Below are 23,369 nucleotides of genomic sequence, written 5' to 3'. Positions count from 1 at the left end.
GCTGCAATGCCGGTGACTTACCGCGTTTCCGCAGGTCGGGTGGGGTATCGAGTGACTCTGAGTGTGTAGTGGACGTTACTTGGAGTGAAGGAAGAGGTCGCGCGGGCGCAGTAGCCGGCGTTCTTCCGAGACATGGCGCGGTTGGAGGCGGAAGCGGTCGCGCTCCACGTGTACGCAACGCAGGCGGTCCCCGGCCTGTTGCAGACCGAGGAGTACGCACGCGAGGCCCTGTTCGCCGTCATCATGGAGGACTACGTCCACGGTGTGTCCACCCGTTCGGTCGATGACCTGGTCAAGGCACTGGGAGCGGACAGTGGGATCTCCAAGAGCGAGGTCTCGCGGATCTGCGCGGACCTCGACACCCAGCTGACCGCCTTCCGCGGCCGGCCCCTGGACCACACACGCTTCCCCTACGTCTACCTCGATGCGACCTACTGGGCGCGGCCCCGGCCGGTGGTGTCCGGTCGGGGCCTCGGGGGGCGTGCGCTTCGGGTGCGTGACTTGGACGTGCGACGGCCCCGCCCAGGCAGTTGGAATTCCGGAGACGACGCAACGGCGTGCTTCTCGTTCCGCACCCTGCCGGACGGTGAGGGGGGCGAGGTCGCGGTGTGCATCACTCACCCGAGGCGCGTGGGCCGTGGGTACTTCAGGGGGTGACCGCCCGGAGTGCGTTCACCAGGCCGTGCCCGTAGAAGCCGTTGTAGGGCGTGCCGCCCTGGCAGACGGCGTTACGGTCGATGTCGTACGGCACCGGGCAGCTGAGGGCGTCCGCCTGCTGCTCCAGCATCTTCGCGATCTGGTGCGGCGAGGCGTCCGGGTGAGTGCTCTTCAGCAGCGCGGCCACCCCGGCGACGTGCGGGGACGCCATTGAGGTGCCGTTGAGGTAGCCGTAGCCGTCGCCGTCCGGCATGGTGGACAGGATGCCTCCGCTGACCGCCGGAGCCTGCGGCGGCTGGTAGAAGGTCCAGTCACCGCCGGGCGCGGCCACGTCGATGACGGTCTGACCGTAGTTGGAGTACGACGACTTGAGGTTCAGGGCGCCGGTGGCCGCGACGGTCACCACGCCGGGCAGGCCGGAGGGCAGGTCCAGGCATTTGCGCGGGTCGATCTCCCGGTTGACGGGGGTGCCGTCGTTGGGGCTGTAGGTGTCGGTGATGGACTTGGCCGCCAGGTCCCAGCTCTTGTTTCCGGCCGAGGCGACATGGAGGGTGCCGCGGTGCTCGGCGTAGCCGGCAGCGCGGCGCACCGACTCCACGACGGCCTTCTGGTCGGGGTTGTCGAGGCAGTTGAAGTACCAGGGGTCGGTGTAGTAGCTGTTGTTGGTGATGTCCACGTGGTGTTCGGCGGCCCAGACGAAGCCGCAGACCACGCTCTCCGGGTAGAAGCGGCTCTTGGTCGGCTCGGACACCTTGATGGCGGCCACTCGGACGCCTGGGGCCACTCCGGTGACGCCGATGCCGTTGCGGGCGGCGGCGATGGTTCCGGCGACATGGGTGCCGTGGTAGTAGCCCGGGGCTTCCGCGGTGGGCCGCCAGGCTCCGGGAGTGGTGTCGGGGGCGCCGCTGACGCAGCTGACGGAGTCCGCGGCGTCGAAGTTGGGTGCCAGGTCGGGGTGGGTGTCGTCCACGCCGGTGTCGATCACGCCCACCAGGACGCGTCTGCTGCCGAGGCTGACGGCGTGCGCCTGATCGGCCTTGATGGCGCGGATGTCCCACTGCAGGGGCTCCAGCGGCTCCTGCCCGGCATCGGCCGCGCTGTCGGCAGCGGCGGCCTCCTCGGCGCTCAGCCCGACCGGGTTGCTCTCCAGGGCCGGGGCGAGGGGGGCGGTGCGGGTGGCGCCGACCGAGTCGAAGAGGCGGGTGGCGCGCAGCGTCCCCGCGAAGGCGGGGTTGTCGGAGTGCGCGACCACCACGCCTATCTGCTCGTAGGAGTGCACGACGGTGCCGCCGGCCTGCGCGATCTGCTGCTCGGCAACGAGGGCGGCGGCATGTCCGGGATGGGTGTTGACGAAATAGCTGAGGAGCGGGCCGGTGGCGGCCTGCGGGGCTGCGTGGGATGGTGTCGCCGGTAGCGCGGTGAGGGCTGCGGCCATGGTGAGGCCGAGCAAGGCAGATGCCGTTCGGCGGTACCGCGGGTGTGCGGGCCGGGGTGGGAAGACAGAGCGCAGATCCATGCATGGCCTCCATTTCGTCGCGCAAACGGCCGCGGGCTTGTTGCCCGCGGCCGAGCGCATGAGAGATGAAGCTAGGGCATAGACCTGGGGTCGATCAATAGTTGTATGTAGTGTGCGTGTATGGAAAAGCCCCAGCTCGGACATGCCGAGCCGGGGCGTCTGCCGGTGCGTCAGGCGCCGTGCAGGACGGCGCCGGTGCGGGCGACCGCCTCGGCGACCGCGGCCTCGCGGGCCGCACTGGCCTCGTCGGCGGTCAGCGTGCGGTCCGGGGCACGGAAGCGCAGTGCGTAGGCCAGCGACCCGTACGGCTGACCTTCCCTTACCGCCGGAAGCCCAGGGAGCTGAAGAGCCGTGCAGCAGCCCCGGGGGTGAGCCGCCTGGAGTGAAGCGCGACGAAGTCCCGGGCCATCCCGGCAGGGTGGACTTTCCGTCAGTGCTCCGACATTCTGTGTGACCTTGATCGCGGTTCGGCGTCGATCCGCGAGTCAGTCCTCACCTCCGTCCGCGAGTCCGTCCTTCGTGAGCAAGGGGATCTCTCATGAGCTCGTCCCGTCTGCCCTCCCGCCGGATCGCCGTGATCTGCGCGGCCGTCGCGCTTGCACTCCCGCTCAGTGCCTGTAGTAGCAGCAGTGATGGCGCGACCGTCAATGGTGCAAAGCTGATCAAGTCCGGCCAGATAACCGCCTGTACGCACCTGCCGTACGCACCCTTCCAGTCCGAGAAGGACGGAAAGGTGGTCGGTTTCGATGTCTCGATGATTGATCTGGTTGCCGAGGACCTGGGTGTGAAGCAGGTCGTCGTGGACAAGTCGTTCGAGACGATCAAGACCGGTGCCGACCTCAATGCCAGTGTCTGTGACGTGGCCGCGGCCGGCATGACGATCACCGACGAGCGCAAGCAGAACCTGGACTTCTCCGTCCCGTATTTCGACGCCACCCAGGCCCTGTTGGCCCGCAAGGGCGTCAAGGCGGCGACTGTCGAGGACATCACCAAGCAGAAGCTCAAGCTCGGTTCCCAGTCCTCCACCACCGGCGAGGACTTCGCCCATCAGCACGGCGCCGACCCGCAGTCCTTCGAGAGCTCCGATGCAGAGCTCAACGGACTGCGTACGGGCCAGGTCGATGTCATCGTGCAGGACTACCCGGTCGTGCAGAACTGGCTCAAGGACCCCGCCAACTCGGCCAAGTTCGAGATCGTGGGCAATCTCGACACCGGTGAGCAGTACGGCTTCGCGGTCCGCAAGGGTGGCAACCCCAAGCTTCTCGCGGCGATCGACCAGGCCATCAAGGACTCGAAGTCCGACGGCACGTACAAGAAGCTGTACGAGCAGTGGATCGGGCCCATGCCGAAGGGTGCCGACGCCCAGTGACCACCCTGATCACCGGTAAGGGCGAGGAGACGGCGTCGCGGCCCCGGATGTCGCCGCGACGCCGGCGCCGTATCTCCCGCGGGGTGCAGTACGCCGTCTTCGTGGTCGCCGTGGTGGTCGTGGGCGCGCTGGCCGACTGGCAGCAGCTCCAGGAGCAGTTTCTGGACCTGTCGGTCGCCCAACGGCTCTTCCCCGAACTCATCACGGTCGCGTTGCTGAACACCGTGGTGTACACGCTGACCGGCTTCGGTGTCGGACTCGTCCTGGGCGTCGTAGTGGCCCTGATGCGGCTGTCGTCCGTTGCGCCGTACCGCTGGCTCGCGATGGCGTACATCGAGTTCTTCCGCGGCCTGCCCGCCCTGCTGATCTTCATCTTTGTCGGGGTGGGTGTTCCGCTCGCCTTCCCGGGGATCGTCTTTCCCGGGCAGACGTACGGGCAGGTCGCCTGCGCCCTCGGTCTGGTCTCCGCCGCGTACATGGCGGAGACCATCCGGGCGGGCATCCAGGCCGTACCGCGCGGCCAACTGGAGGCGGCGCGCACGCTGGGCATGTCGCACGCCACTGCGATGCGGTCGATCGTGATCCCTCAGGCCTTCCGGATCATCGTGCCGCCGCTCACCAACGAACTGGTCCTGCTCTTCAAGGACTCCTCACTGGTGCTGTTCCTGGGCGTCACCCTTCAGCAGCGTGAACTCACCAAGTTCGGGCGCGACCTGGCCAGTACGACGGCCAACACCACCCCCATTTTCGTCGCGGGCCTGTGCTACCTCGTGGTCACTGTCCCGCTCGGCTATCTCGTACGGCGCCTCGAGGCCCGTCATGCACAGGCGAGGTGATCACGGGATGGCGGACATGGCTGCGGCCATCGAGATCCAGGGGCTGCACAAGTCGTTCGGCGACGTCGAAGTGCTGCGCGGTATCGACTTCACGGTCGCGCCCGGCGAGGTCGTGTGCGTCGTCGGCCCCTCGGGGTCGGGGAAGTCGACCCTGCTTCGGTGTGTGAATCTGCTGGAGGAGCCGACCAGCGGCACGATCACCGTCGGCGGTGTCGACATGACCGATCCCGACATCGATCTGGACGCGATGCGCCGGCGGATCGGCATGGTCTTCCAGCAGTTCAACCTCTTTCCTCACCTGAACGTCCTGGACAACCTGACGATCGCTCAGCGTCGGGTTCTCGGACGCGGCAGGGAGGAAGCCGGCCGCATCGCCCGCGAGAACCTCGCCAAAGTCGGCCTGGCCGACCGCGAGGACAGCTTCCCCTCCCAGCTCTCCGGCGGCCAGCAGCAGCGTGTGGCCATCGCGCGGGCCCTGTCGATGGGGCCAGGGCTGATGCTCTTCGACGAGCCGACCAGCGCGCTCGACCCCGAACTGGTGGGCGACGTACTGGGGGTCATGCGCACCCTGGCCGACGAAGGCATGACGATGATGGTCGTCACCCACGAGATGGGCTTCGCCCGCGACGTCGCCGACCGAGTGGTCTTCATGGACGGCGGCCGAGTGGTGGAGGAGGGCGCCCCGGAGGATGTACTGGCCCGGCCGGAGCACCCCCGGACCAAGGCCTTCCTCGCCCGGGTCCTGCACCCGGACGCCATGCAGCCTGAGGTCTGACACATCCGTACGGGTCCGCCGCTGGAGTCCTTGGCTCCGGACATGTGTCAGGGGCCGCCTTGAGACGGCTCCTGACACTGTCCGGTGATTGCTTTCTGCTACTTACGCAGCTCGACCGTGAAGCCGTGGCCCGTGGAGACGGACGGCGTCTTGATCTCCGTGACCCCGGTCGCGGGGTCCGTGTACCAGCCTGACTCGGCCGAGGCGAACGCCGTTGCGGAGTTCAGTCGCTGGAGGCGGTCGTCGTTCATGACCACCCGCGACGGTGCGTCCTTGCTGTGCACGGTGAATCGGTACGCCCTGGCGGCCGGCTTCCCCTCGTAACGTCCCACGCTCGCGCCGACCTCGATGGTGGTGCTCGTGCTTCCGTGGGTGGGTGCCTGCACGCGTACGCGTTGCGTGGCCGAGGAGCCCTCGGCGAACTTCCGGGTCACGCCGTCGTCCTCGTACAGCGTGTACGTGCTCGTGCCCTGCGGGTACAGGTCGTAGTCCAGCTCGCTCCGGTCCCGGGTCTGCCAGGACGTCGTGCCCTTCGGCCACATCGGCACGATGGAGCCACCCTTGACGAACAGGGGCAGGGTGTTGATGGGGGCGTGGTAGCCGTTGACCGTGGTCGGGCCTTCGTAGGTCTTGCCTGTCCAGTAGTCGGTCCAGGTGCCCTTGGGCAGGTAGATGCCGTTACGGGTGTCGGAGTCCTCGTAGACCGGGGCCACCAGGAAGTCGGAGCCCGCCAGGTACTCGTACTTGGCGTTCGCGCCCAGGGTGTCGGGGTCGTCCGGGTACTCCAGCCACAGCGGGCGTACCGCGCCCACGCCGGTCTTCGCGGCCTCGGCGGACAGGGTGTAGAGATACGGCAGCAGCCGCTCCCGCAGCTGGAGGTACTTGCGGTTGATGGAGGTGTACGGTTCGCCGTCCACCCACGGCTGCTGGTTGATCTTCTTCTTGGTGGTGAGGTCCGTCGCCCAGCCGTCCATGGTCATCAGGGCCGGGAGGAACGACTTGGCCTGCAGGTCGCGGGCGTACATCTTGGCGTCGTGCCGGTAGATGCTGCCGACGTCACCGGTGTTGTAGGCGATGCCGGACATGGTGGCCCCGGCGTACGTCGGGATCTGCCAGCGGACGAAGTCCCAGGACAGGGACTGGTCACCGCTCCACAGCACGCCGCAGCGCTGCGCGCCCGCCCAGGAGACGGGCAGCCAGACGAAGCCGCGGGCGTCGCTGTTCTCCTCGATGCCGGACTTGGCCTTGTCGCAGGCGTCGAGCGCCATGCCGTACCCCTGGCCGACCCAGGCGACGTCCAGCTTTGCGACCCGCTGGCCCGCCTTCACCTGGTCGGCGAGCTTGTCCAGGCCGTTCTGGGTCCACAGGCCCAGCTGGGCGTTGTGGTCCTGGAGGCCCTTGGCGGTCTCTGGGAGGTTCTCGTAACCGCAGCCGTAGCCGTCGTTGACGAGCATCCAGCCCAGCGGCATCTGGTTCTGCGTGTAGCCGTCGGCGACCTTCAGCGCGTCCAGGGTGTGGCGCTCGCCCTGGTTGGCGTTGTGCAGGTAGCAGTCGGCGTCACCGGGTTCGAGGCCGTAGACCGGCGGCATGAACGGCTTGCCGACCAGGGCGGTGTACTTGCCGATCACCTCCTTCGCGTCCCCGATGAAGTAGTACGCGTCGAGACGCCGTTCCTGCTGACCGGTCTGGACCGGGGAGCCGAAGTGGTAGACACCGGGCGCGAAGGTGTTGCGGTAGACGCCGTATCCGGCACTGGAGAGGTAGAAGGGCTGGGAGTTGTTGTAACCACCCTCGTTCCAGTTGAAGTTGTTGGCGACGTACACCGTTTTGTCACGGTGCGAGAAGCTGCCGTTCTGCTCGCCGCCACCGAAGAACTGCTCGTCCGTACCGCGCTCGAGACTCTGCCGCATTCCTCCGGTGGACCAGCGCAGGGGCTTGTCCTCCTGCCAGATCCGGGTCCGGTTGTCGGCCTCGTAGAGGCCGAAGCGCAGCGGCTTCTTGTAGACGCGGAGTACGGCGTCAGGAGAGCGGATCCCGTAGTACTCGCCCTTGTCGAAGGTGCTGGTGTGCTTCTGGAGGGCGGGTTGCCTGCGGATGATCGCCGTGCCGGCCGGGTCGGTGAACTCTCCCGACGGCGTGGCCTGGAGGCGCAGTTGACCTCCGGTCAGGAACTCGGCCTTCGCCTTGAGTTCTCCGGCCTCGATGGAGTAGCTGCCGTTGCTCCCGCCGAAGGAGGTCAGGTTTCCCGAGTCGGTCGTCTCCGGCAGGTACGCCTTGCCGGTGAAGGAGTTGTCGGTGACGTCGTACGGCACGACGATCACGTGGTACGTCCCGTTGGCCCGGGGGATCACCGTGGCCTCGGGGTCGGCCGTGCCCGCGCTGGAGGCGACCTGCTTGCCGGCGGAGTCGTAGATGTACATGTCGAAGTCTTCGGCGGGCTTCTGCCACTCGATGGAGATCGGCACCCCGCCCTCCGGGTTGTCGTCCCAGTAGCCCTCGGGTGTCGACACGGTGAGGTCGAAGCGGTCGCAGACCTTGTTGTCCGGGTCCTCGGCGGCGGACGGGCACTCCTTGGGGCCGCCGAACGTCCCCTTGGGGTAGACGGGGCTCTGCCAGGTGACGCTCTTGTGGGCCTCGTCGAGCACGGCGCTCGCGGGGGTTGCCGCGTGGGCGGACCCGGCCGGGGCGCCGAGCAGGGCGGCGGCCAGGGCGGCGACGAGCCCGGTCGTGGCCAGGGCGGTCCAGCGGGACCGGTGGTGAAGTCTTCGCACGGGATGCATCCCTTTCGAACCAAGCACAGGATGTTTGCAAATGCTTGAACATGCATGAGATCGCGCAACTTGTCGCACGAGGATTCACCCTCATGCAGGTGCATGTCAACGGTCCAGCGGCTGGATTGCCGGCGGTACGGAAAGGGCGGTGCACTGGGGGAGTTCGCCCCGCTTGTGATCAAACGCGCTTCGGTGTCCGCTTCTTGTGATCGCCAAAGTGTCGAGATCGGTCGCGATTGACGCCTGAACCTTCACTCGACATCCCTATAGTGGTGTCGCGTTGATCTTGGGTCCGCAACGCGAAGCCGCCGCCACAGGAGTCAGTTCGATGACGCGCCCCTCTTCCGCCGTGCCCGCGCCCGACCCCGAAACGCCTACCGGCGGCGGCTGTCCGGTACGGCACGGCTCGGCCGCGGTGCCGCTCAGCGGTCCCGAATTCCACACCGAGCCCCAGGCCCTCTACCGCACCATGCGACGTGATCACGGCCCCGTCGTCCCCGTCGAGCTGCCCGGCGGGTTCCCCGCCTGGCTGGTCATCGGATACCGGGAACTCCACCAGGTCACCAGTGACGGTGAGTTGTTCCCCCGGGACGTCGGGCTGTGGAACCAGTGGGAGAACATTCCCGAGGACTGGCCACTGCTCCCGATGGTCGGTCGCCCCATGCCGTCGATCTACTTCACCGCGGGCGCCGAGCACCGCCGCCACGCCGACATGGTGGGGCCGGCCCTGGAGCGCACCGATCCATTCGAAATCCGGCGCCACTGCGAGGAGTTGGCCGACCGGCTCGTCGACGACGTCTGCACGCGCGGTACGGCCGATCTGGTGGCCGAGTTCGCCGAGCCGCTGCCCGTCCTGGTCCTCGCCAGGCTCGTCGGCTTCCCGGACGCGGAGGGAACGGACATCGCACAGGTGCTGAAGGACCTCGCCGACGGCGGTCCCGAGGCGCAGAGTGCGCATGTGCGGTTCGGGGAGCACATGCAGCGGCTGGTCGCGGCCAAGCGCGCCGTGCCCGGAGACGATGTGACCTCCAGGATGCTGGCGTACCACGAACCGTTCACCGACGAGGAATACGTCCTCGACCTGATGGCCATCACGGCCGCCGGACATCTGACCACCGCCGACTGGATCAGTAACTCCCTGCGGCTGATGCTCACCGACGACCTGTTCGCCGACTCCCTGGCCGGGGGCCGGCACAGTGTGGCCGAGGCGATGAACGAGGTTCTCTGGGAGGAGAGCCCGACCCAGATCCTCGCCGGTCGTTGGGCCGCCCGCGACACCCGGCTCGCCGGCCGGAACATCCGCGCCGGGGACATGCTGCTCCTCGGTCTCGGGGCGGCCAACTCCGACCCGCACGTACGGCAGCGCATCGCCACCGAGGGAATGTCCGGACAGGGCGGCAACAGTGCCCACCTGGCCTTCAGTCACGGCGAGTACCGCTGCCCGTTCCCCGCACAGGAGATCGCCGAGACCATCGCGCGTACCGGTATCGAGGTGCTCCTCGACCGGTTGCCCGACCTCGCCCTCGCAGTGCCCGCACAGACGCTCGTCCGGCGGCAGTCCGCCTTCCTGCGAGGGATGACCTCGCTGCCCGTCCGGTTCACGCCCGTACCCATGACAGGAGACTTCTCTTGAACTGTCCTCACGCCGCCGCTCACCAGGCCACTCCGGGGGGCGGGGCCGTGGTCATCGACCCCATGGTCCAGGACCTGGACGGAGAGACGGCACGCCTGCGCGACGCAGGGCCGCTCGCCAGGATCGAGCTGCTCGGGGTTCCTGCCTGGACCGTCACCCGGCATGCCGAGGCGCGTCAACTGCTCGTCGACCCGCGCCTGGTGAAGGACCTCGACGCCTGGGGGCTCTGGCAGAGCGGTGCGGTGACGCACGCCTGGCCGCTGATCGGCATGATCGATGCCGGGCGGTCCATGTTCACCGTGGACGGCGAGGAACACCGGCGGCTGCGCACCAAGATCTCGCAGGCGATCACCCCACGCCGGCTGGAGGCCATCCGCCCGGACATCGAGAAGTTCACCGAGGAACTGCTGGACGCCCTGGCCGAGCAGGGCAAGGACGGTGTCGTCGACCTCAAGTCCGTGTTCGCCCAGCCGCTGCCCATGCGGGTGGTCGGCATGCTGATGGGTGTGGACGAAGCCGAGTACCCCATGCTGACGAAGAAGTACAAGGCCTTCTTCTCCATGCTCACCCCGCAGGAGGAGCGGCTGGCCCTGCTAGCCGAGCTGGACGTCTTCTACGCGGCGCTCGTCCGCAAGAAGACCGCGCAGCCGACGGACGACCTCACCAGCGCGCTCATCCTGGCCGACGAGGGCGGAGAGCCGCTCACCGAGGAGGAAGTGGTCGGCAACCTCAAGGCCATGGTGGCGGCAGGCCATGAGACCACCATCGGGCTGATTCTCAATGCGGTACGGGCCCTGCTCGCCCACCCCGACCAGCTGCGCATGGTGCTCGACGGCGAGATCCCGTGGGAGACGGTGATCGAGGAGACACTGCGCTGGGACACCCCCACCACCCATCTGCTGATGCGGTTCGCGACGGAGGACATCCAGGTCGGCGACCAGGTGATCGCCAAGGGGGAGGGCGTCGTCATCTCTTACCGGGTCATCGGCCGCGACGTCGAACAGCACGGGGTGGACGCCGACGCCTTCGACATCACCCGGCCCACGCCGATCCGCCACATGACCTTCGGTCACGGCCCGCACATCTGCCCCGGCGCGGCGCTCTCCCGCGTCGAGGCGGGGATCGCCCTGCCCGCGCTGTTCGACCGCTTTCCCGGGCTGACGCTCGCTGTGCCGGACGAGGAGCTCCGCAAGCTGCCGGTGATGACGCAGAACGACATGGAGTCCTTCCCCGTGCTGCTCAACGGCTGAACGGGAGGGTACGGGCTGCCCGCCGGCGTCCCGCATGGCGGGGTGACGGGGGCAGCCCACCCGGAACTCGGTGGGGACGTACGGAATCCGACCGTGTGTCGACCCCCGCAGCCAGTGGGTCAGGTTTTCTCGTGTTCCACCCCAACGCCGGGGCCCGCGCCCTCGCGAGCAGCCGGTCCGGCATCATCGCGCTCATGGTGGCGATGCACACCGACATGTATGTGCCCGTGATGATGGAGATCGCCGTTGCCACCACCGCCCGCACCCATGGATCCGACGTCCTGCTCCTCCGGTTTCCGGCTGACGGCCGCGCGCTACGTCTGCGGTTGGGGGCGAGGGGGCAAGGGGGGCAACGGGCCCGTGAATGAACCTGGTTGCTGAAGATGTGACGTGATAGCTTCGCGATCAGTTGTGGTGGAGGAAGTACCGGCTCAGCGGGGGATGGTCGGTGGTGGCATACGCGCCGCAAGGGCCGCGCGAGACCGATCCATATCTGGTCGGGGCGCTGGTCGACGAATTATGCGCGCTCGACTGTGTGCGCGATCCGGATCAGTGCATCCACTTCGTGGCGCTGGTCGCCATGCAGCTCCGGGTGGAGATCAACTACCTGCGCAAGAACCCGCGCGTCGACATGTTGTCCCTGGTCATGGATGTCCTGAGGCGCGAAGGCGGACTCGATGCGCTGGTCTTCGGTGTGAGTGTCGCCTCCGGCCCCGAGGACTCGGCGCGGCTGGCCAGGCTCGCCGGCACTGCCTGGCCCGACGAGACGGTTGCCGAGCTGCCCCTGGTGTTCGCTGACACCGCTGTTCAGGATATCGGAGGGTTGCTCGCCGAGGTCCGGGACTTCGACGACGGCCGCGTGCACGCGATCCTCAGTCACGAGCTCGGCGTCGACATTCCCTACGGGCTGAGCCCCCTTCAGCGCTTCGACTATCTGCGGGACGTCAACGCGCAGGCCGACGGACTGCCCCCGGCTGTGGTTCTGGTGGAGGTGATCGCCATCGATCAGGGCGCGATCCTCGGTGAGAAGCTCAGGGACTGGTCGGACCGATGGGCCGCCGAGGCCGGTGCCGATGCGGTGGGCGCGCTTCAGGAACGCCGGCGCGCGATCACGGCTCTACCGAGGACCGACCCGGAAGTGCCACGCTCTCTCGTTGTGATGGTGGAGCCCGCAGACGACGGTTCGCCCGATATCTACGTACGTCATTGGGTCAATGCGGCACCAGGCTACTGGGAGCCGGTGGCGGGTGCTGTGGAGCGCGCGACTCTCGACACCCTGGCGGTGGCGGTCGAACGTGCCATCCACCGTGGTGAGGCCCGATGGGCCGATGTGCCGGACACGGAAAACGAACCTCCGGTACAGGTCGAGTTCGTACTTCCGTTCCAGTTGCTCAATCACGACATGGCTAGGCTCGAGCTGGGTACCCGCTCTCATGACGCGCTGCCGATAGGCCTTCGTTACCATATTCACCTGCGGAGTCTGGAGCGTATGCGAACCCGTGACCCCGGGCAGCTGAGGCGGTGGCGGGCCCGATGGAAGCGGCTCAAAACGGCCGGTGCCGCCGAGGCGTTCCGCTGGCGCAGTGCGGAGGCCGGGCAACTCGACCGCTGGCGTGCCACGCTGGCATCGGACCCGCAGCTGACCGCGGTCATACTCGACGTGCCTGCCCTGCCCGGCCACGGTCTGGAGGCGCTCGCCGCCGCTGTCGCCGAGGGGGTGGGCCTCGCCGCGTGGGACCGCAGGCCGGACAGTCCCGCGCAGTCGGGTGAGGTGTTGACGCTGTTGCTCGGGCACAATCCGGCCCAACTTGGCTCCAAGGTAAGTCAGTTGCGTAAAAGCGCTGAGGAACTGGATGGCGGCAGCCTGCTATTGGGAAGACACATTGCGTTCTTTTGGGACGATCCCAACCGCCTGGTCGACTGTGAGGAGTTGACAGCATGACCGAGCAGGACACGACCGCCCTGCCTGTGGTGCCGCCTTCCTGGAGGGTGTTCCACGCAATGGGACAGGCTCCTGCCGGAGAGCCGCCGAGGCTTCCGTCCCCGCCGCCCTGGAGAGTCTTCTCGGGGAGTCCCCTGCAGCCGGAGCCACCCGACGACGCGCAGGCCGCCCTGCGCCGCCTCGGGGTCGTACAGGACGGTCCGCAGCTGCGCGAGGAGGAGATCGACGCCGTCAACGCGGCGCTCCTGCTGCGCCGACCGCTGCTGATCACCGGGCCGCCCGGGGTGGGCAAGTCGACCCTCGCGTATCTGATCGCCCGTGAGCTGAGGCTCGGGCGGGTGCTGCCGTGGAGCATCGTCAGCCGGACGACGCTGCGTGGCGGGCTCTACGAGTACGACGCCATCGGGCGGGCACAGGCCATCGCGGCCTGGCGGGCGGGCGGCGAGACACGGGCCGATGTGCCGGAGGGGGGCCGCGGCAGCGCGCCCGACCTCGGGGACTTCCTGACCCTCGGCCCTCTGGGCACGGCACTGCTCGCATACGAGCGACCGCGTGTCCTGCTGGTCGACGAACTGGACAAGAGCGACATCGACCTGCCCAACGATCTGCTGCACGTCCTCGAGAACGGCAGCTTCGACATTCCGGAGCTGGTGCGCACCAACGCGGCGGAAGTGTCGGTCTTCACTGATGATCCTGAACGCCGGGCCGTCGTGAGAGGAGGGCGCGTCGAGTGTGTGGAATTCCCCGTCGTCGTGATCACCAGCAACGGCGAACGTGAATTCCCAGCCGCTTTTCGGCGCCGCTGCCTGCCCCTGGAGATGCGCCCGCCCAGCCGGGAGCAGCTGATTGCCATCGTGGTCAGCCATCTGCGTCAGCGACCGGAGGGAGTCGAAGTACTCGTGGACGAGTTCGAGAGGCGGCTGCACGGCGGGGGCACCCAGTCGGTGGATCAGCTTTTGAACGCCGTGCAACTCACCACGGCCAATGGATTCCAGGCCGATGCGGACGGGCGTAAGCTCATTGAGATGCTTCTCCGCGACCTCTCGAAAGGCCGCTGATGAACGGCTCGCCACGGGAGCGTGCTCCGGACGTGCCGGCCTCGTCGAGCCACACCGCCACCCATGGCGCGGACGGCGGCCCGAGCTGGCAGGACATCGCCGACGCAGCCTGGCTGGCCGCGGCATGGCACGTGTCCGGGCGGACCTCGGGCCAGGAGCCGGACACCCCTGAACAGTTGTCCGGTGAGCCGGAGCCGGACGTGCCCTCCGATGTGGCCGCCCCTCCTTCGGGTGAAGTTTCGGCGGACGTGGTGGCCGCCGGGAGCATGATCGGCATCGATCCGCGAGAGCTGGCTCTGCAAGCCGTCGAAGAGACCCGGAGCAGCCTGCCGAAGGCGGTGCTTCCGGCGGCGCCGCGACCGGTGCGACGCGTGGTGCCGCTGCCACTGGCGAAGGCGCTGCGGGGGCTCGGCCGACGTGTGCCTTCGCGCTACCTGAACCGTCTCGACGAGGCGCGCACCGCCGAGTGTGGTCTGAGTGACGGGCTGTGGATTCCCTACCTCGAGCCCGTGCAGGAGCGTGCCTTCGACCTGATGCTGCTCGTCGACAATGCGCCGAGCATGCCCGTGTGGAGCGGCACCGTCCGCCGACTGGCCGATGAGGCGGTGCGCAGCGGCGCGTTCCGCGACGTCCGTACGGTGGAGGTGGAGCTCCCCGGGCGGGGCATGCCGGTCCTGCGCTGGCCGGGCGACCGGCACGCCGACCCGGCGGAGCTGCTCGACGGACGCGGGTCACGGCTGTTCCTCGTCGTCACCGACGGTCTGGCGGCGGGCTGGGCCGGGCAGGAAGCCGACGAACTGCTGGGTCGGCTCTCGGCCGGCGGTCCGACGGCCCTCGTCCATCTGCTTCCCCCGTATCTGCGCCACAGGTCCTCGCTCTACCCCTTCCGCGCCCAGCTGGACGCGGCCGGATTCGGGGCGCTCAACCGGCATTTCCTCTGTCGTCCTCTCCACGGCATGCCCGACCAGGCGCACCTGCTGCCCGACCAGGACGACGGCTCCGTGCCGGTTCCGGTGCTCAGCCTTCGCCCCGGCTCGTTCCGGGCCTGGGCCGATCTCGTCACTGGTGAACGCGGCGTCCGGCGTACGCTCCCGGTGGTACTGGCCGGAGCGATGGCCAAGGGCGTGCCGGCGCCGGGTCTGCAGGCACCGAGGATCGACGGACCGCGCGCGGCGGCAGCTGCCGTACGCAAGTTCGTGTCGCTGGCCAGCCCGCTCGCGCGGCAGCTGGCCGTGCTGCTGGCCGTCGCCCCGCTGCGATTCGATGTCATCGAGGAGCTGCGCGACCGGGCCTTTCCCGAGTCCGGGCCCGACCATCTGGCCGAGATCCTCATGGGCGGCCTCATCGACTGGGAGCGCGACGGCGAGGGCCGCCCCGACTTCGCCGAAGGCGTCCGCGAGGCCCTGCTGGCGACCAGTAACCGCACTCAGCTGGCCCGGGCCGTCGGCCTTGTCGCGGAGTCGAGGGCCGGCCAGGCGCAGGGCATCAGGCTCCGGGCGGCGCTGCGGGACCCGGCGCGAGCGGATCTCCCGGACACCACGGGCGGCCACACGTGGCTCCGCATCGAGCTGGCCGTACTGCGCGCCCTGGGAGGGCTGCCGTACCGACACCGGGCGGCACGCCTGATCGACCGGCTGCGCGGTGCGGGGCAGACAACGGAGGCGACCAGAGATGATAAAGAGGCATTTGATGTGAATGCCCACGCCCCCCGGTCGCATCCGGCCGTTTCACCAGGAGGATCCGTGTCGCCCACGACACCCGTAACAGATGACCAGGATGCCCGGAGGGATGACCCGAGAGTGGAAGTCACGACACCGGAGACGCGGTTCGTCCGGACCGGCCAGCCGAAGATCATGGGGAATGTACCGCCGAAGAACCCCAACTTCACTGGGCGCGAGAGCCTTCTGGCCGCTGTCGAACGGCAGTTGCAGGAGGACGAGACCACAGCCGTTCTCCCGCACGCGCTGCACGGTATGGGCGGTGTCGGCAAGTCCCAGATCGCCGTCGAGTACGTATACCGCCACAGCGGCGAGTTCAACGTCATCTGGTGGATTTCGGCGGAACAGGAGAACCTGATTCTCGGCGCCCTTGCCGACCTTGCCCGCAGCCTGGGCCTGGAGGTGGGCCCCCAGGCAAACGCCGCGGTCCCGGCCGTGCGCGAGGCACTCCGTACCGGCAAACCGTTCGACAACTGGCTGCTGGTCTTCGACAACGCCGAGGACATCGAGGCCGTGCGGGCCTACTTCCCCAACGGCGGCCCGGGAAAGATCATCGTCACCTCACGCAACCGCGAGTGGGAACGGGTCGCGACTCCGCTCAGCGTCGACGTCTTCGACCGGGAGGAGAGCATCACCCTCCTGCAGCGCCGCGCCCGGGGCCTGAGCAGCACGGACGCGGGCCGGCTCGCCGCTGCCCTGGGCGACCTGCCGCTCGCTGTCGAGCAGGCGGGCGCATGGCACGCCGCCACCGGCATGCCCGTGGACGAGTACCTCGAGCTGCTGGAACAGCGCCGGCCCGAGATCCTCGAACTCGACCCGTCCCCCGACTACCCGCTGCCGGTCGCCGCAGTCTGGGACATCTCGCTCGGACGTCTGTCGCAGGACAACCCGGCGGCCCGTCAACTCCTCGAGATCTGCGCGTGCATGGCGCCGGAGCCCATTCCGCTGAACATGCTCAGGGGCGGCCGGAACGTCGAGATCACACCGGAGCTCGACCCGGTCCTGCGCGACCCGCTGCTGCTCGCCCGCGCCACCCGCGACCTCAGCAAGCTGTCCCTGGTGAGGCTGGACCACAAGACCGGCACGCTGCAGATGCACCGGCTGATGCAGAACGTCATCGTGGCCAGGCTGGATCCCGAGGAGCGGGCCAAGATGACACGAGCGGCCCACCTGCTGCTCACCACGGCCAAGCCAGGCGCCCCCGCGTCCCCCGACCAGTGGCCCGCCTACCAGGCGATCCTCCCGCATGTAATCGCCTCCGGAGCGGTGGAGAGCTCCGATCCATGGGTCCGCGACCTCGTCTACGACATGGTGTTCTTCCTCTACTACTGGGGTGCGCACGAGTCGGGCGCGGCGCAGGCTCGGCAGGCGTGGACCGCCTGGCGCGCCCAGTCCGGCGACGAGGACCTGCACGTCATCAGGGTCACCAAGCTGCTCGGTTTCTATCTCCGGCTTCTCGGGCGTCCGGAGGAGGCGGTCGCCCACAACGAACGTGCTCTGGCGATCTCGCGCGGCGCGCAGATCCCGGACGAGGAACTCATCGACTCCATGTGGCAGATGGCCGGGGCCCTGCGCCACCAGGGCGAGATCCAGGCGGCGTGCGATCTCGACGAGGAGGCCTTCACCAGGGCCAGCGATCTGTTCGGGCCGGAGGATCCGGCGACCCTGAGCGCCGCGCACGACTACGGTGTCTCCCTCCGGGCGAGCGGCCGCTTCGAGACCGCGAGGGAGCTCGACGAAGAGACGGCGCGCCAGCGCGAGCTTCTCTACGGGCCGGCGAGCGGCCTCACTCTCAACACGCTGAACGGCCTCGCCATCGACATTCGTGAGGCAGGCGACTATCTCGGCGCGCGCGCCCTCCAGGAGTCCAACTATCAAGCGTTCGTCACCTACTTCGGGGAGACCAACGCTGCCACCATTCGAGCGGCCCTGAACCTCGCCGTGTGCCGGCGCAGGGCCGGTGTGGTCGAGGGAGGAGCGGCCCTCGCGGAGCAGACGTTCGACCGGTTCACCACGCGGTACGGCCTGAACAACATGGACGCCCTTGCCGCCGCGGTCCACACCATGGTCGAGCGCAGGATGAACGGGGATCTCGCGGGCTCCCGGGAGCTGGGGGAGCGGACACTGGCCGCCTATCGAGCGGTACTCGGCGACCGTCATCCGAACACACAGACCGCCAAGGTGAACCTGGCGGCCACACTGCGGGCACTCGGGGAGATCGACCGGGCCGAAACCCTGGACAGTCAGGCGTGGCAGCTTCTGGAGAGCAGGCTGGGCGAACACCACATCAACACCCTCACCGCTGCCATGAGCGGGGCCAACAATCACTACGCACGGCTGGACTTCGCCCACGCCCAGGAAGCCGATGCCGCCATTCTTCCCCGCCTCACCGAGACCGCGGGCCCCGATCACCCGCTGACACTCGTCTGCACTGCCAACCTCGCCCTCGATCACCGGGGCCTGGGCCGGTCGGCGGAGGCCGACCGGCTCAACGCGGCAGCGATCGAAGGTCTTTCACGGGTGCTGGGGGACAACCATCCCTGGCAGGCAACTGCGCGCCTGCACCAGCGCATCGAATGCGACATCGCACCGCTGCCGATCTGACCGGTGCGCGGCGCATCCGCAGGAAGAACTGCCGGACCGGTCCCGCCGTCCATGTGACGCCAGTGGGCCGGCCCCGGCAGCAACACAGCAATGGGGGGCGGCAACATGACCACGGTGGTCTTCACTCACGGCACAGGTGTGCGTGAACCACACCTCACGGGCCTGCTCGCACAGGTCACCGAGGGCCTCGCCGAAGCGGCGCCCGACGTCCAGCTGGTGGCCTATCGCTGGGGCGAGCAGTACGGGGCGAGCCTCGCGGCAGCGGGGGCCAGCATCCCGGACGGTCCGGGCGCCGGAGCCGGCCGGGGTGCCGAGGGCCCGGGAGATCCGGGTGACGAGGCGGAGGAGTGGGCGCGCCTCTACGACGACCCCACGGCCGAACTGGCCCTGGCGGCGGCCGGAGCCACCGCAGCGGCCACCCCGCCGGGCACGGCGTTCCCGGACGAGCGTGTCAGGGCTCTGCTCCTCGAGCTCGCGGCCAAGGGCGAGGAACGGGCCGACCGGATGGGGCCCGGGCTCGCGCAGGCGGCGGCACAGCTCGCGCGCAGTCCGCTGCTCGCCCCGGCAGCCGAGGCACTGGACGCCGAGACACTGTCGTGGACGTTGGCGCGTGCGCTGACGGCCGCGGTCGTAGCGGCGGCCATCGAGGCCGACGCACCGGTGCAGGGCGCCGGCGATGCCCGGGACGCCGCCGTGGCCGCCCTCGCCGCACGGCTCGGTGCCGCCCCGGCGGGGACCGGCCGAGGCCCGGTACTCCGCATGGCCGCGAAGCCCGTCGTACGCCTCGGCTCCCGTTACGCCGTGCGCCGCCGGCGGGCCCTCACCGACGCCGCCCATCCGGCCGCCGGTGACATCCTCAAGTATCTGGCCCGGGGAGAGCCCATGCGGCAGGGGCTGCGGGACCTGGTCACCTCCCTGGAACCCCCCGTCGTGCTGCTCGGCCACAGCCTCGGCGGCATCATCGCCCTCGACACCCTGATATCGGGCCCGCCGGCCGGCGTGGAACTACTGGTGACAGTCGGCTCGCAGGGCCCCTTCCTGTACGAGACAGGAGCGCTGCCCTCACTCGCCCACCCCGATGCCCTGCCGGCCCACGTCCCGCCGTGGCTGAATCTCTACGACCGGCGCGACCTGCTCGGTTACGCGGCAGAGCCGCTCTTTCCCGGACGGGCCACCGACATACCCACCGACAGCCGACAGCCTTTCCCCGTCGCACACAGCGCCTACTGGAGTGACCGGGCCGTCTACCGGGCGATCGGAGACCTGCTTCCGTGACCCACCAACGTGTCGAACCCGGCCGTGTCCTGGCACTGGTGGTCGGCATCGAGCAGTACGCGGCCGGCGACAGTTGGAACCTTCCCGGGCCGGTACGGGACGCACTGCGCTTCCGCGACTGGCTGCTGGAACTCGGCGTCCCCGAGGAAAACGTCCTGCTGCATCTCGCGCCTTCGGGCGGCACCGATCCGGGTGTCCCGTACCGGCCGGCCGACCACGACACCCTGCGGCGTGCCTTCGTGACCGACATCCCGGCCCGCGCCGGAGACTTGCTGTGGGTGTGGTGGGGCGGCCACGGTGTGCTGGACCGCGACGAACGCCTGCGGCTCTACTGCACCGACGCCACCGAGCCGGACCGGCGTAACATCGACGTCGAATCGGCCCGCAGCACGCTGAGAAGTGACGCGGTGACGGGCTTCGGCAGGCAGATCTGGATGGTCGACGCCTGTCAGACGTTCGACGAACGGCACAACTTCCCGCACTCCTTGCCCAGTGAGCGGTTTCCGGCCGGGCACCGGATCGAGGCCCACGACCAGATCCTGATGTTCGCGGCCGGCCGGGGGCAGCGTGCGGCCAACGATCCCGAGCGGCGGCTCGGTGTGTTCTCGGACATCGTGCTGGACGAACTCCAGGCCGATCTGCTGCCGGATCCCGACGTCCTGTTCGAGTCCGTGCGGGCCCGGCTGGCCGCACTGCGGGCGGAAGGCCGCACCGATCAGTTGCCCAGCCTCCTCCTGCACAGACCCGGACGTACCGAGAGCAGTCCGGCGATGTCACCGCTCGCGCCGCCGGTCGGCCCCGGTGGTACTCCGGCGGGCAGGCAGTTGGCCCGGCTCATCGAGGCCCTGCTGGCGTACCCGCTCATGAACGACCGTGATGAACGGCAGGCGCTGGTGAACGAGTTGCCGCCGGCCGCGGTAGCGCGCATGCCACGACACCCGATGCCTCGCACCGACGTGATCGGCATCGTACGTACCCTCAGAACGCGGCCGGACAGGCTGTGGGAGCTGTACGGCGCGGTGACGCTTCTCGACGACGAACCCGAGCGAGCAGCTGAACTCGAGTCGGCCATACGAGACTTCCTCGGGGACACGGGGACGGGAATGTGATCCGCTGGCGTGATCACATGGGTTTCGGGAAGGGGTCCCGTTCGTCATCATGGAGTAAACGGTGGCATCCTGTGCCACCGCTCGCGAAGGGGGAGCGCGCCTTGTACCAGCCGGTACCCGCCGACCGCACAGCTGATCACCTCGAATCCGACGTCATGGATCTGGCCGAAGTGGGCGTCGCCGACCTGCGGCGCCTGCCAGGCCCGGGCCCACGGCTGCTGGAAGAGCTGCGGCGTGCGCGCACCAACGCCATGGGCGGTTCCGAGCCCGGACGGGCCGAATAGCGCAGACGGTCCAGGAGGCACAGTCCATGACAGCAAGCGATGCGTACGCCCCGATCCGCATGCCCGGCCCGTTGTTCGACGAGATCGCGGCAGGCGGCGGCTCGCCCGAGGCCGTCGCGTTCCTGGTGAAGGGTGAGCGGACCCGCCGCCTGCTGCTGCTGCGCGAGCTCCTTGACCGGTTCGACGAACGCCCCGGCATCCTCGGCCCGCTGGACGCGGTGGCGATATGGCCCGCGCTGGAGGCTGCCGCCGCGCAGGCACCGGAGGCCGTCGAGGAGCTGTTGCTCAGCCCCCAGGTCGGCAGCTGGCTTGCCCACACTCTGCGCCGGTTGCACGGAACCACGTCCGGGCCGCCGCTGTGGGCGGACGCGGGGCACATCGCCGCCGTGGCCGCGACGGCCGCCGTACACGCCGGTACGGATTCCGAGCTGCTGCTGCCTGCCCGGGGCGCGGCCGTGAGTCTGCCGACGCTTGGGCTGGTCCGGCTCCCGGAACCCGTCCAGGACGACTTCCACACGGTCCGTGCCGTGGTATCCGCAGGGACGGTCACCCTTCGCAGTGAGGGCCGTGACGGGCCGCACGGTGGCGACGTCGTCGTGCGGCCGCTCACCGACCCGGAATCCGCGTCGTGGTGGCCGGTGCACACGCTGCTCGTCGGGCCCGGGGCCCGTGGCGTGCAGCTCGACGACCTCGATCCCTACCGCGACCTGGACGAACCGATCGCCCCGGGCCGGCTTGATCCCGGCGAACTGCGCTCCTGGCAGGCGCTGTTCCGGGACGCCGTCTCGACTCTGCGACGCGGTGCTGCGGGTCCCGGAGGGCTGCGCCCCGAGGAGATCAGCCGGATCGTCCCCTGGCGCGCCAAGGACGGAGCGCACACGCTTCCCGTTCCGGCCGCCGGGCTCAGCGCCTCCACCGGCGACGCCTTCGCCTCCATGGTGGTGGCCCGCCCCCGGAACGGGCTCGCCCTGGCGGAAACCCTTGTACACGAATTCCAGCACAGCAAACTGGGCGCCCTGCTCCATCTGTTCCCCCTGCTCGACGACGACCGGACCGAACTCCACTACGCGCCTTGGCGCTCCGACCCACGCCACCTGCCGGGACTCCTCCACGGTGCCTACGCCTTCGTCGGAGTGACCGGATTCTGGTTCGACCTGATCGGTGACAACGTGGCTGACCCCGAAGGACGCGCACCGTTCCTCTTCGCGCTGCGTCGGCTCCAGACCCGCATGGTGCTCCGAACGCTGGCCACCCGCGCGGAGCTCACCGTGACTGGGCGACGGCTCGTCACACGCCTGTCCGACACCGTCGACAGCTGGCTGCGGGAACCGGTGGACCAGGAGGCGGAGGGCCGGGCCAGGGCAGCGGCGGTCAGCCACCGCGTGGAGTGGCGACTGCGCAATCTGCGCTGCGGCAAGGTCGAACAGGAGGCACTCGTCAAGGCGTTGCGCTCCGGTTCGGAGCCGGTGCGGGGCGGTGAGCCGGTGGTCGTGCCCGCAGGCGACCGCGGGCACTGGCAGGACGAGCGCGGACAGCTGTACCTGCGCAAGAAGCCCGGCCCCCCGTCGACGGCGGACGAGCTGTTGGTCTCAGGGGACGCGGGCGCGGCGCTGGAGGCTTACGCGGCACAGCTGGGCGGCATCGGCCCCCTCGACCGGCACGTGCTGGCCGGCTGGCTGCTCGCCCATACGACGCTGTTCCCCGAGGACCGACGCCTGCTGGCCCGGCCCGAGCGGTTCGCGGCGATACTGGAGGAGGGCGGAGCCCGGAACCGGGCGGAGATCGCCCGATGGCTGGCGGGAAGCGCCCCGGTACAGGACGGCCTCGCCGGTTATGGTGCCGGACCTGGCAGGCGTCCCGGCGGTGAACTTCCACGTCACACGGGACGCGGACACGCTGCGGGTCACGGCTGACGGAACGGGCCGGCCGTACCGCGTGATCGTGGACGACCGTCGGCGATCAGCCCAGACCGTGGGCCAGGGCCCTGGATGCGGCGGCCGCCGACACCTGCCAGAGCGTGGTGACCGGCTCCCAGACCCGGATCCCCCGGGGCATGCCCACGCCGGCCGCTCCGAACGTCACGCCGTAGTGGGCCGGATCCGCCGCCACGCTCACACTGCCGACCACATGCCCCTCGGTACCCGCCGGATCGGCGGTACGGAGGGCGGCATACGCCCGCTCACCTCGCGAGAGCACGTAGGGGCCGCTCTCGGCAGGCGGCACGGCCTGGGCGGAGCCGTCCAGCCCCGCGAAGGTGATGGTCGGGATCCGGTCGACGACACAGCTGCGACTGCCACGGTTGGTGACACTGATGCGCACCACGTTCTGCTGACCGCCGGGCGCGGCCTTCACACTGAGGGCCTTCTCCTGGCACACGCCGAGCCGAGAGCCTGCCGCAGGGGCGGCGGGCGCGGTACCGACCGCGGCCGTGGCGCCCGTGGCCGCCAGAACCACGGCGGTGGCGGCGGCCGGGACGGTGAAGCCGGAGGCGATGGTGGGGCGCAGACGCATGGTGTTTCTCCCGGAATCTCGACGGCCGGTGATCGCGGCAGGGTGGCCGGCGCGTCCCCGC

At 69.2% G+C, this 23,369-nt stretch carries 15 protein-coding genes and 2 pseudogenes; 14 read left to right on the top strand and 3 right to left on the bottom strand.

Features of this window, described 5'->3' with window-relative positions; translation table 11 throughout:
• Positions 1–132: 132 nt before the first annotated feature.
• Positions 133–435: pseudogene (locus tag AB0N06_RS08870) on the top strand (Scr1 family TA system antitoxin-like transcriptional regulator); the annotation flags it as partial.
• Positions 436–646: 211 nt separating this feature from the next.
• Here AB0N06_RS08870 and AB0N06_RS08865 read toward each other — a convergent pair.
• Entirely contained in the window at positions 647–2,173 is a 1,527-nt protein-coding gene (locus AB0N06_RS08865) for a S8 family serine peptidase (RefSeq protein WP_366133990.1), read from the bottom strand.
• A gap of 538 nt (positions 2,174–2,711) precedes the next feature.
• Between AB0N06_RS08865 and AB0N06_RS08860 the strand changes: the two genes are divergently transcribed.
• Genes AB0N06_RS08860 through AB0N06_RS08850 form a run of 3 tightly spaced genes read left to right on the top strand, consistent with a single transcriptional unit; the run spans position 2,712 to position 5,153 of the window.
• A complete protein-coding gene (locus tag AB0N06_RS08860) occupies positions 2,712–3,542 on the top strand; it encodes an ABC transporter substrate-binding protein (protein WP_366133989.1) in 831 nt (276 codons plus the stop codon).
• Positions 3,543–3,589: 47 nt separating this feature from the next.
• The gene (locus AB0N06_RS08855; RefSeq protein ID WP_366134027.1) at positions 3,590–4,378 is read left to right on the top strand and encodes an amino acid ABC transporter permease; all 789 of its coding nucleotides are present in this window, start codon (positions 3,590–3,592) and stop codon (positions 4,376–4,378) included.
• Positions 4,379–4,385: 7 nt separating this feature from the next.
• Positions 4,386–5,153, top strand: a complete 768-nt coding sequence (locus AB0N06_RS08850; protein WP_366133988.1) for an amino acid ABC transporter ATP-binding protein — start codon at positions 4,386–4,388, stop codon at positions 5,151–5,153.
• Between the two features lie 98 nt (positions 5,154–5,251).
• Here the strand turns inward: AB0N06_RS08850 and AB0N06_RS08845 are convergent, their stop codons facing one another.
• Positions 5,252–7,924, bottom strand: coding sequence for a TIM-barrel domain-containing protein (locus AB0N06_RS08845; protein WP_366133987.1), 2,673 nt, complete (start codon positions 7,922–7,924; stop codon positions 5,252–5,254).
• Between the two features lie 328 nt (positions 7,925–8,252).
• Between AB0N06_RS08845 and AB0N06_RS08840 the strand changes: the two genes are divergently transcribed.
• The 10 genes and pseudogenes from AB0N06_RS08840 (at position 8,253) to AB0N06_RS08795 (ending at position 22,710) form a co-directional block, all read left to right on the top strand.
• Complete coding sequence (locus tag AB0N06_RS08840; protein WP_366133986.1) at positions 8,253–9,557, top strand: cytochrome P450; 1,305 nt, start codon at positions 8,253–8,255, stop codon at positions 9,555–9,557.
• Positions 9,554–10,807, top strand: a complete 1,254-nt coding sequence (locus AB0N06_RS08835) for a cytochrome P450 (protein WP_366133985.1) — start codon at positions 9,554–9,556, stop codon at positions 10,805–10,807. Before AB0N06_RS08840 ends, AB0N06_RS08835 begins: the two co-directional genes overlap by 4 nt.
• Before the next feature lie 128 nt (positions 10,808–10,935).
• A pseudogene (locus AB0N06_RS08830) lies at positions 10,936–11,097 on the top strand (LacI family transcriptional regulator); the annotation flags it as partial.
• Positions 11,098–11,255: 158 nt separating this feature from the next.
• Positions 11,256–12,749 carry a hypothetical protein gene (locus tag AB0N06_RS08825; RefSeq protein WP_366133984.1) on the top strand — a complete coding sequence of 498 codons (1,494 nt, stop codon included), beginning with the start codon at positions 11,256–11,258 and terminating at the stop codon, positions 12,747–12,749.
• Positions 12,746–13,807 (top strand): AAA family ATPase, encoded by a 1,062-nt coding sequence (locus AB0N06_RS08820; RefSeq protein WP_366133983.1) that lies wholly within the window; start codon positions 12,746–12,748, stop codon positions 13,805–13,807. Before AB0N06_RS08825 ends, AB0N06_RS08820 begins: the two co-directional genes overlap by 4 nt.
• Positions 13,807–18,129 (top strand): FxSxx-COOH system tetratricopeptide repeat protein, encoded by a 4,323-nt coding sequence (gene fxsT, locus AB0N06_RS08815; RefSeq protein WP_366133982.1) that lies wholly within the window; start codon positions 13,807–13,809, stop codon positions 18,127–18,129. Before AB0N06_RS08820 ends, fxsT begins: the two co-directional genes overlap by 1 nt.
• A 105-nt stretch (positions 18,130–18,234) precedes the next feature.
• The gene (locus tag AB0N06_RS08810) at positions 18,235–19,404 is read left to right on the top strand and encodes a hypothetical protein (protein ID WP_366133981.1); all 1,170 of its coding nucleotides are present in this window, start codon (positions 18,235–18,237) and stop codon (positions 19,402–19,404) included.
• Positions 19,401–20,513, top strand: a complete 1,113-nt coding sequence (locus AB0N06_RS08805) for a caspase family protein (RefSeq protein ID WP_366133980.1) — start codon at positions 19,401–19,403, stop codon at positions 20,511–20,513. The genes AB0N06_RS08810 and AB0N06_RS08805 overlap by 4 nt, the downstream gene beginning before the upstream one ends.
• Before the next feature lie 101 nt (positions 20,514–20,614).
• Positions 20,615–20,797, top strand: coding sequence for an aldo/keto reductase (locus AB0N06_RS08800; protein WP_366133979.1), 183 nt, complete (start codon positions 20,615–20,617; stop codon positions 20,795–20,797).
• Positions 20,798–20,823: 26 nt separating this feature from the next.
• Positions 20,824–22,710 (top strand): HEXXH motif domain-containing protein, encoded by a 1,887-nt coding sequence (locus AB0N06_RS08795; protein ID WP_366133978.1) that lies wholly within the window; start codon positions 20,824–20,826, stop codon positions 22,708–22,710.
• 46 nt (positions 22,711–22,756) lie between these two features.
• On the opposite strand, the gene AB0N06_RS08790 is transcribed toward AB0N06_RS08795, so the two are convergent.
• On the bottom strand, positions 22,757–23,308 hold the full coding sequence (locus AB0N06_RS08790) for a DUF4232 domain-containing protein (protein WP_366133977.1): 552 nt from the start codon (positions 23,306–23,308) through the stop codon (positions 22,757–22,759).
• Positions 23,309–23,369 lie beyond the last annotated feature (61 nt).

The organism is Streptomyces sp. NPDC051020 (assembly GCF_040683105.1).
In the GTDB taxonomy this organism is placed as follows: Bacteria; Actinomycetota; Actinomycetes; order Streptomycetales; family Streptomycetaceae; genus Streptomyces.
Note: the sequence above shows the minus strand (reverse complement) of the source record. Positions and strands in the feature narration are given on the sequence as shown.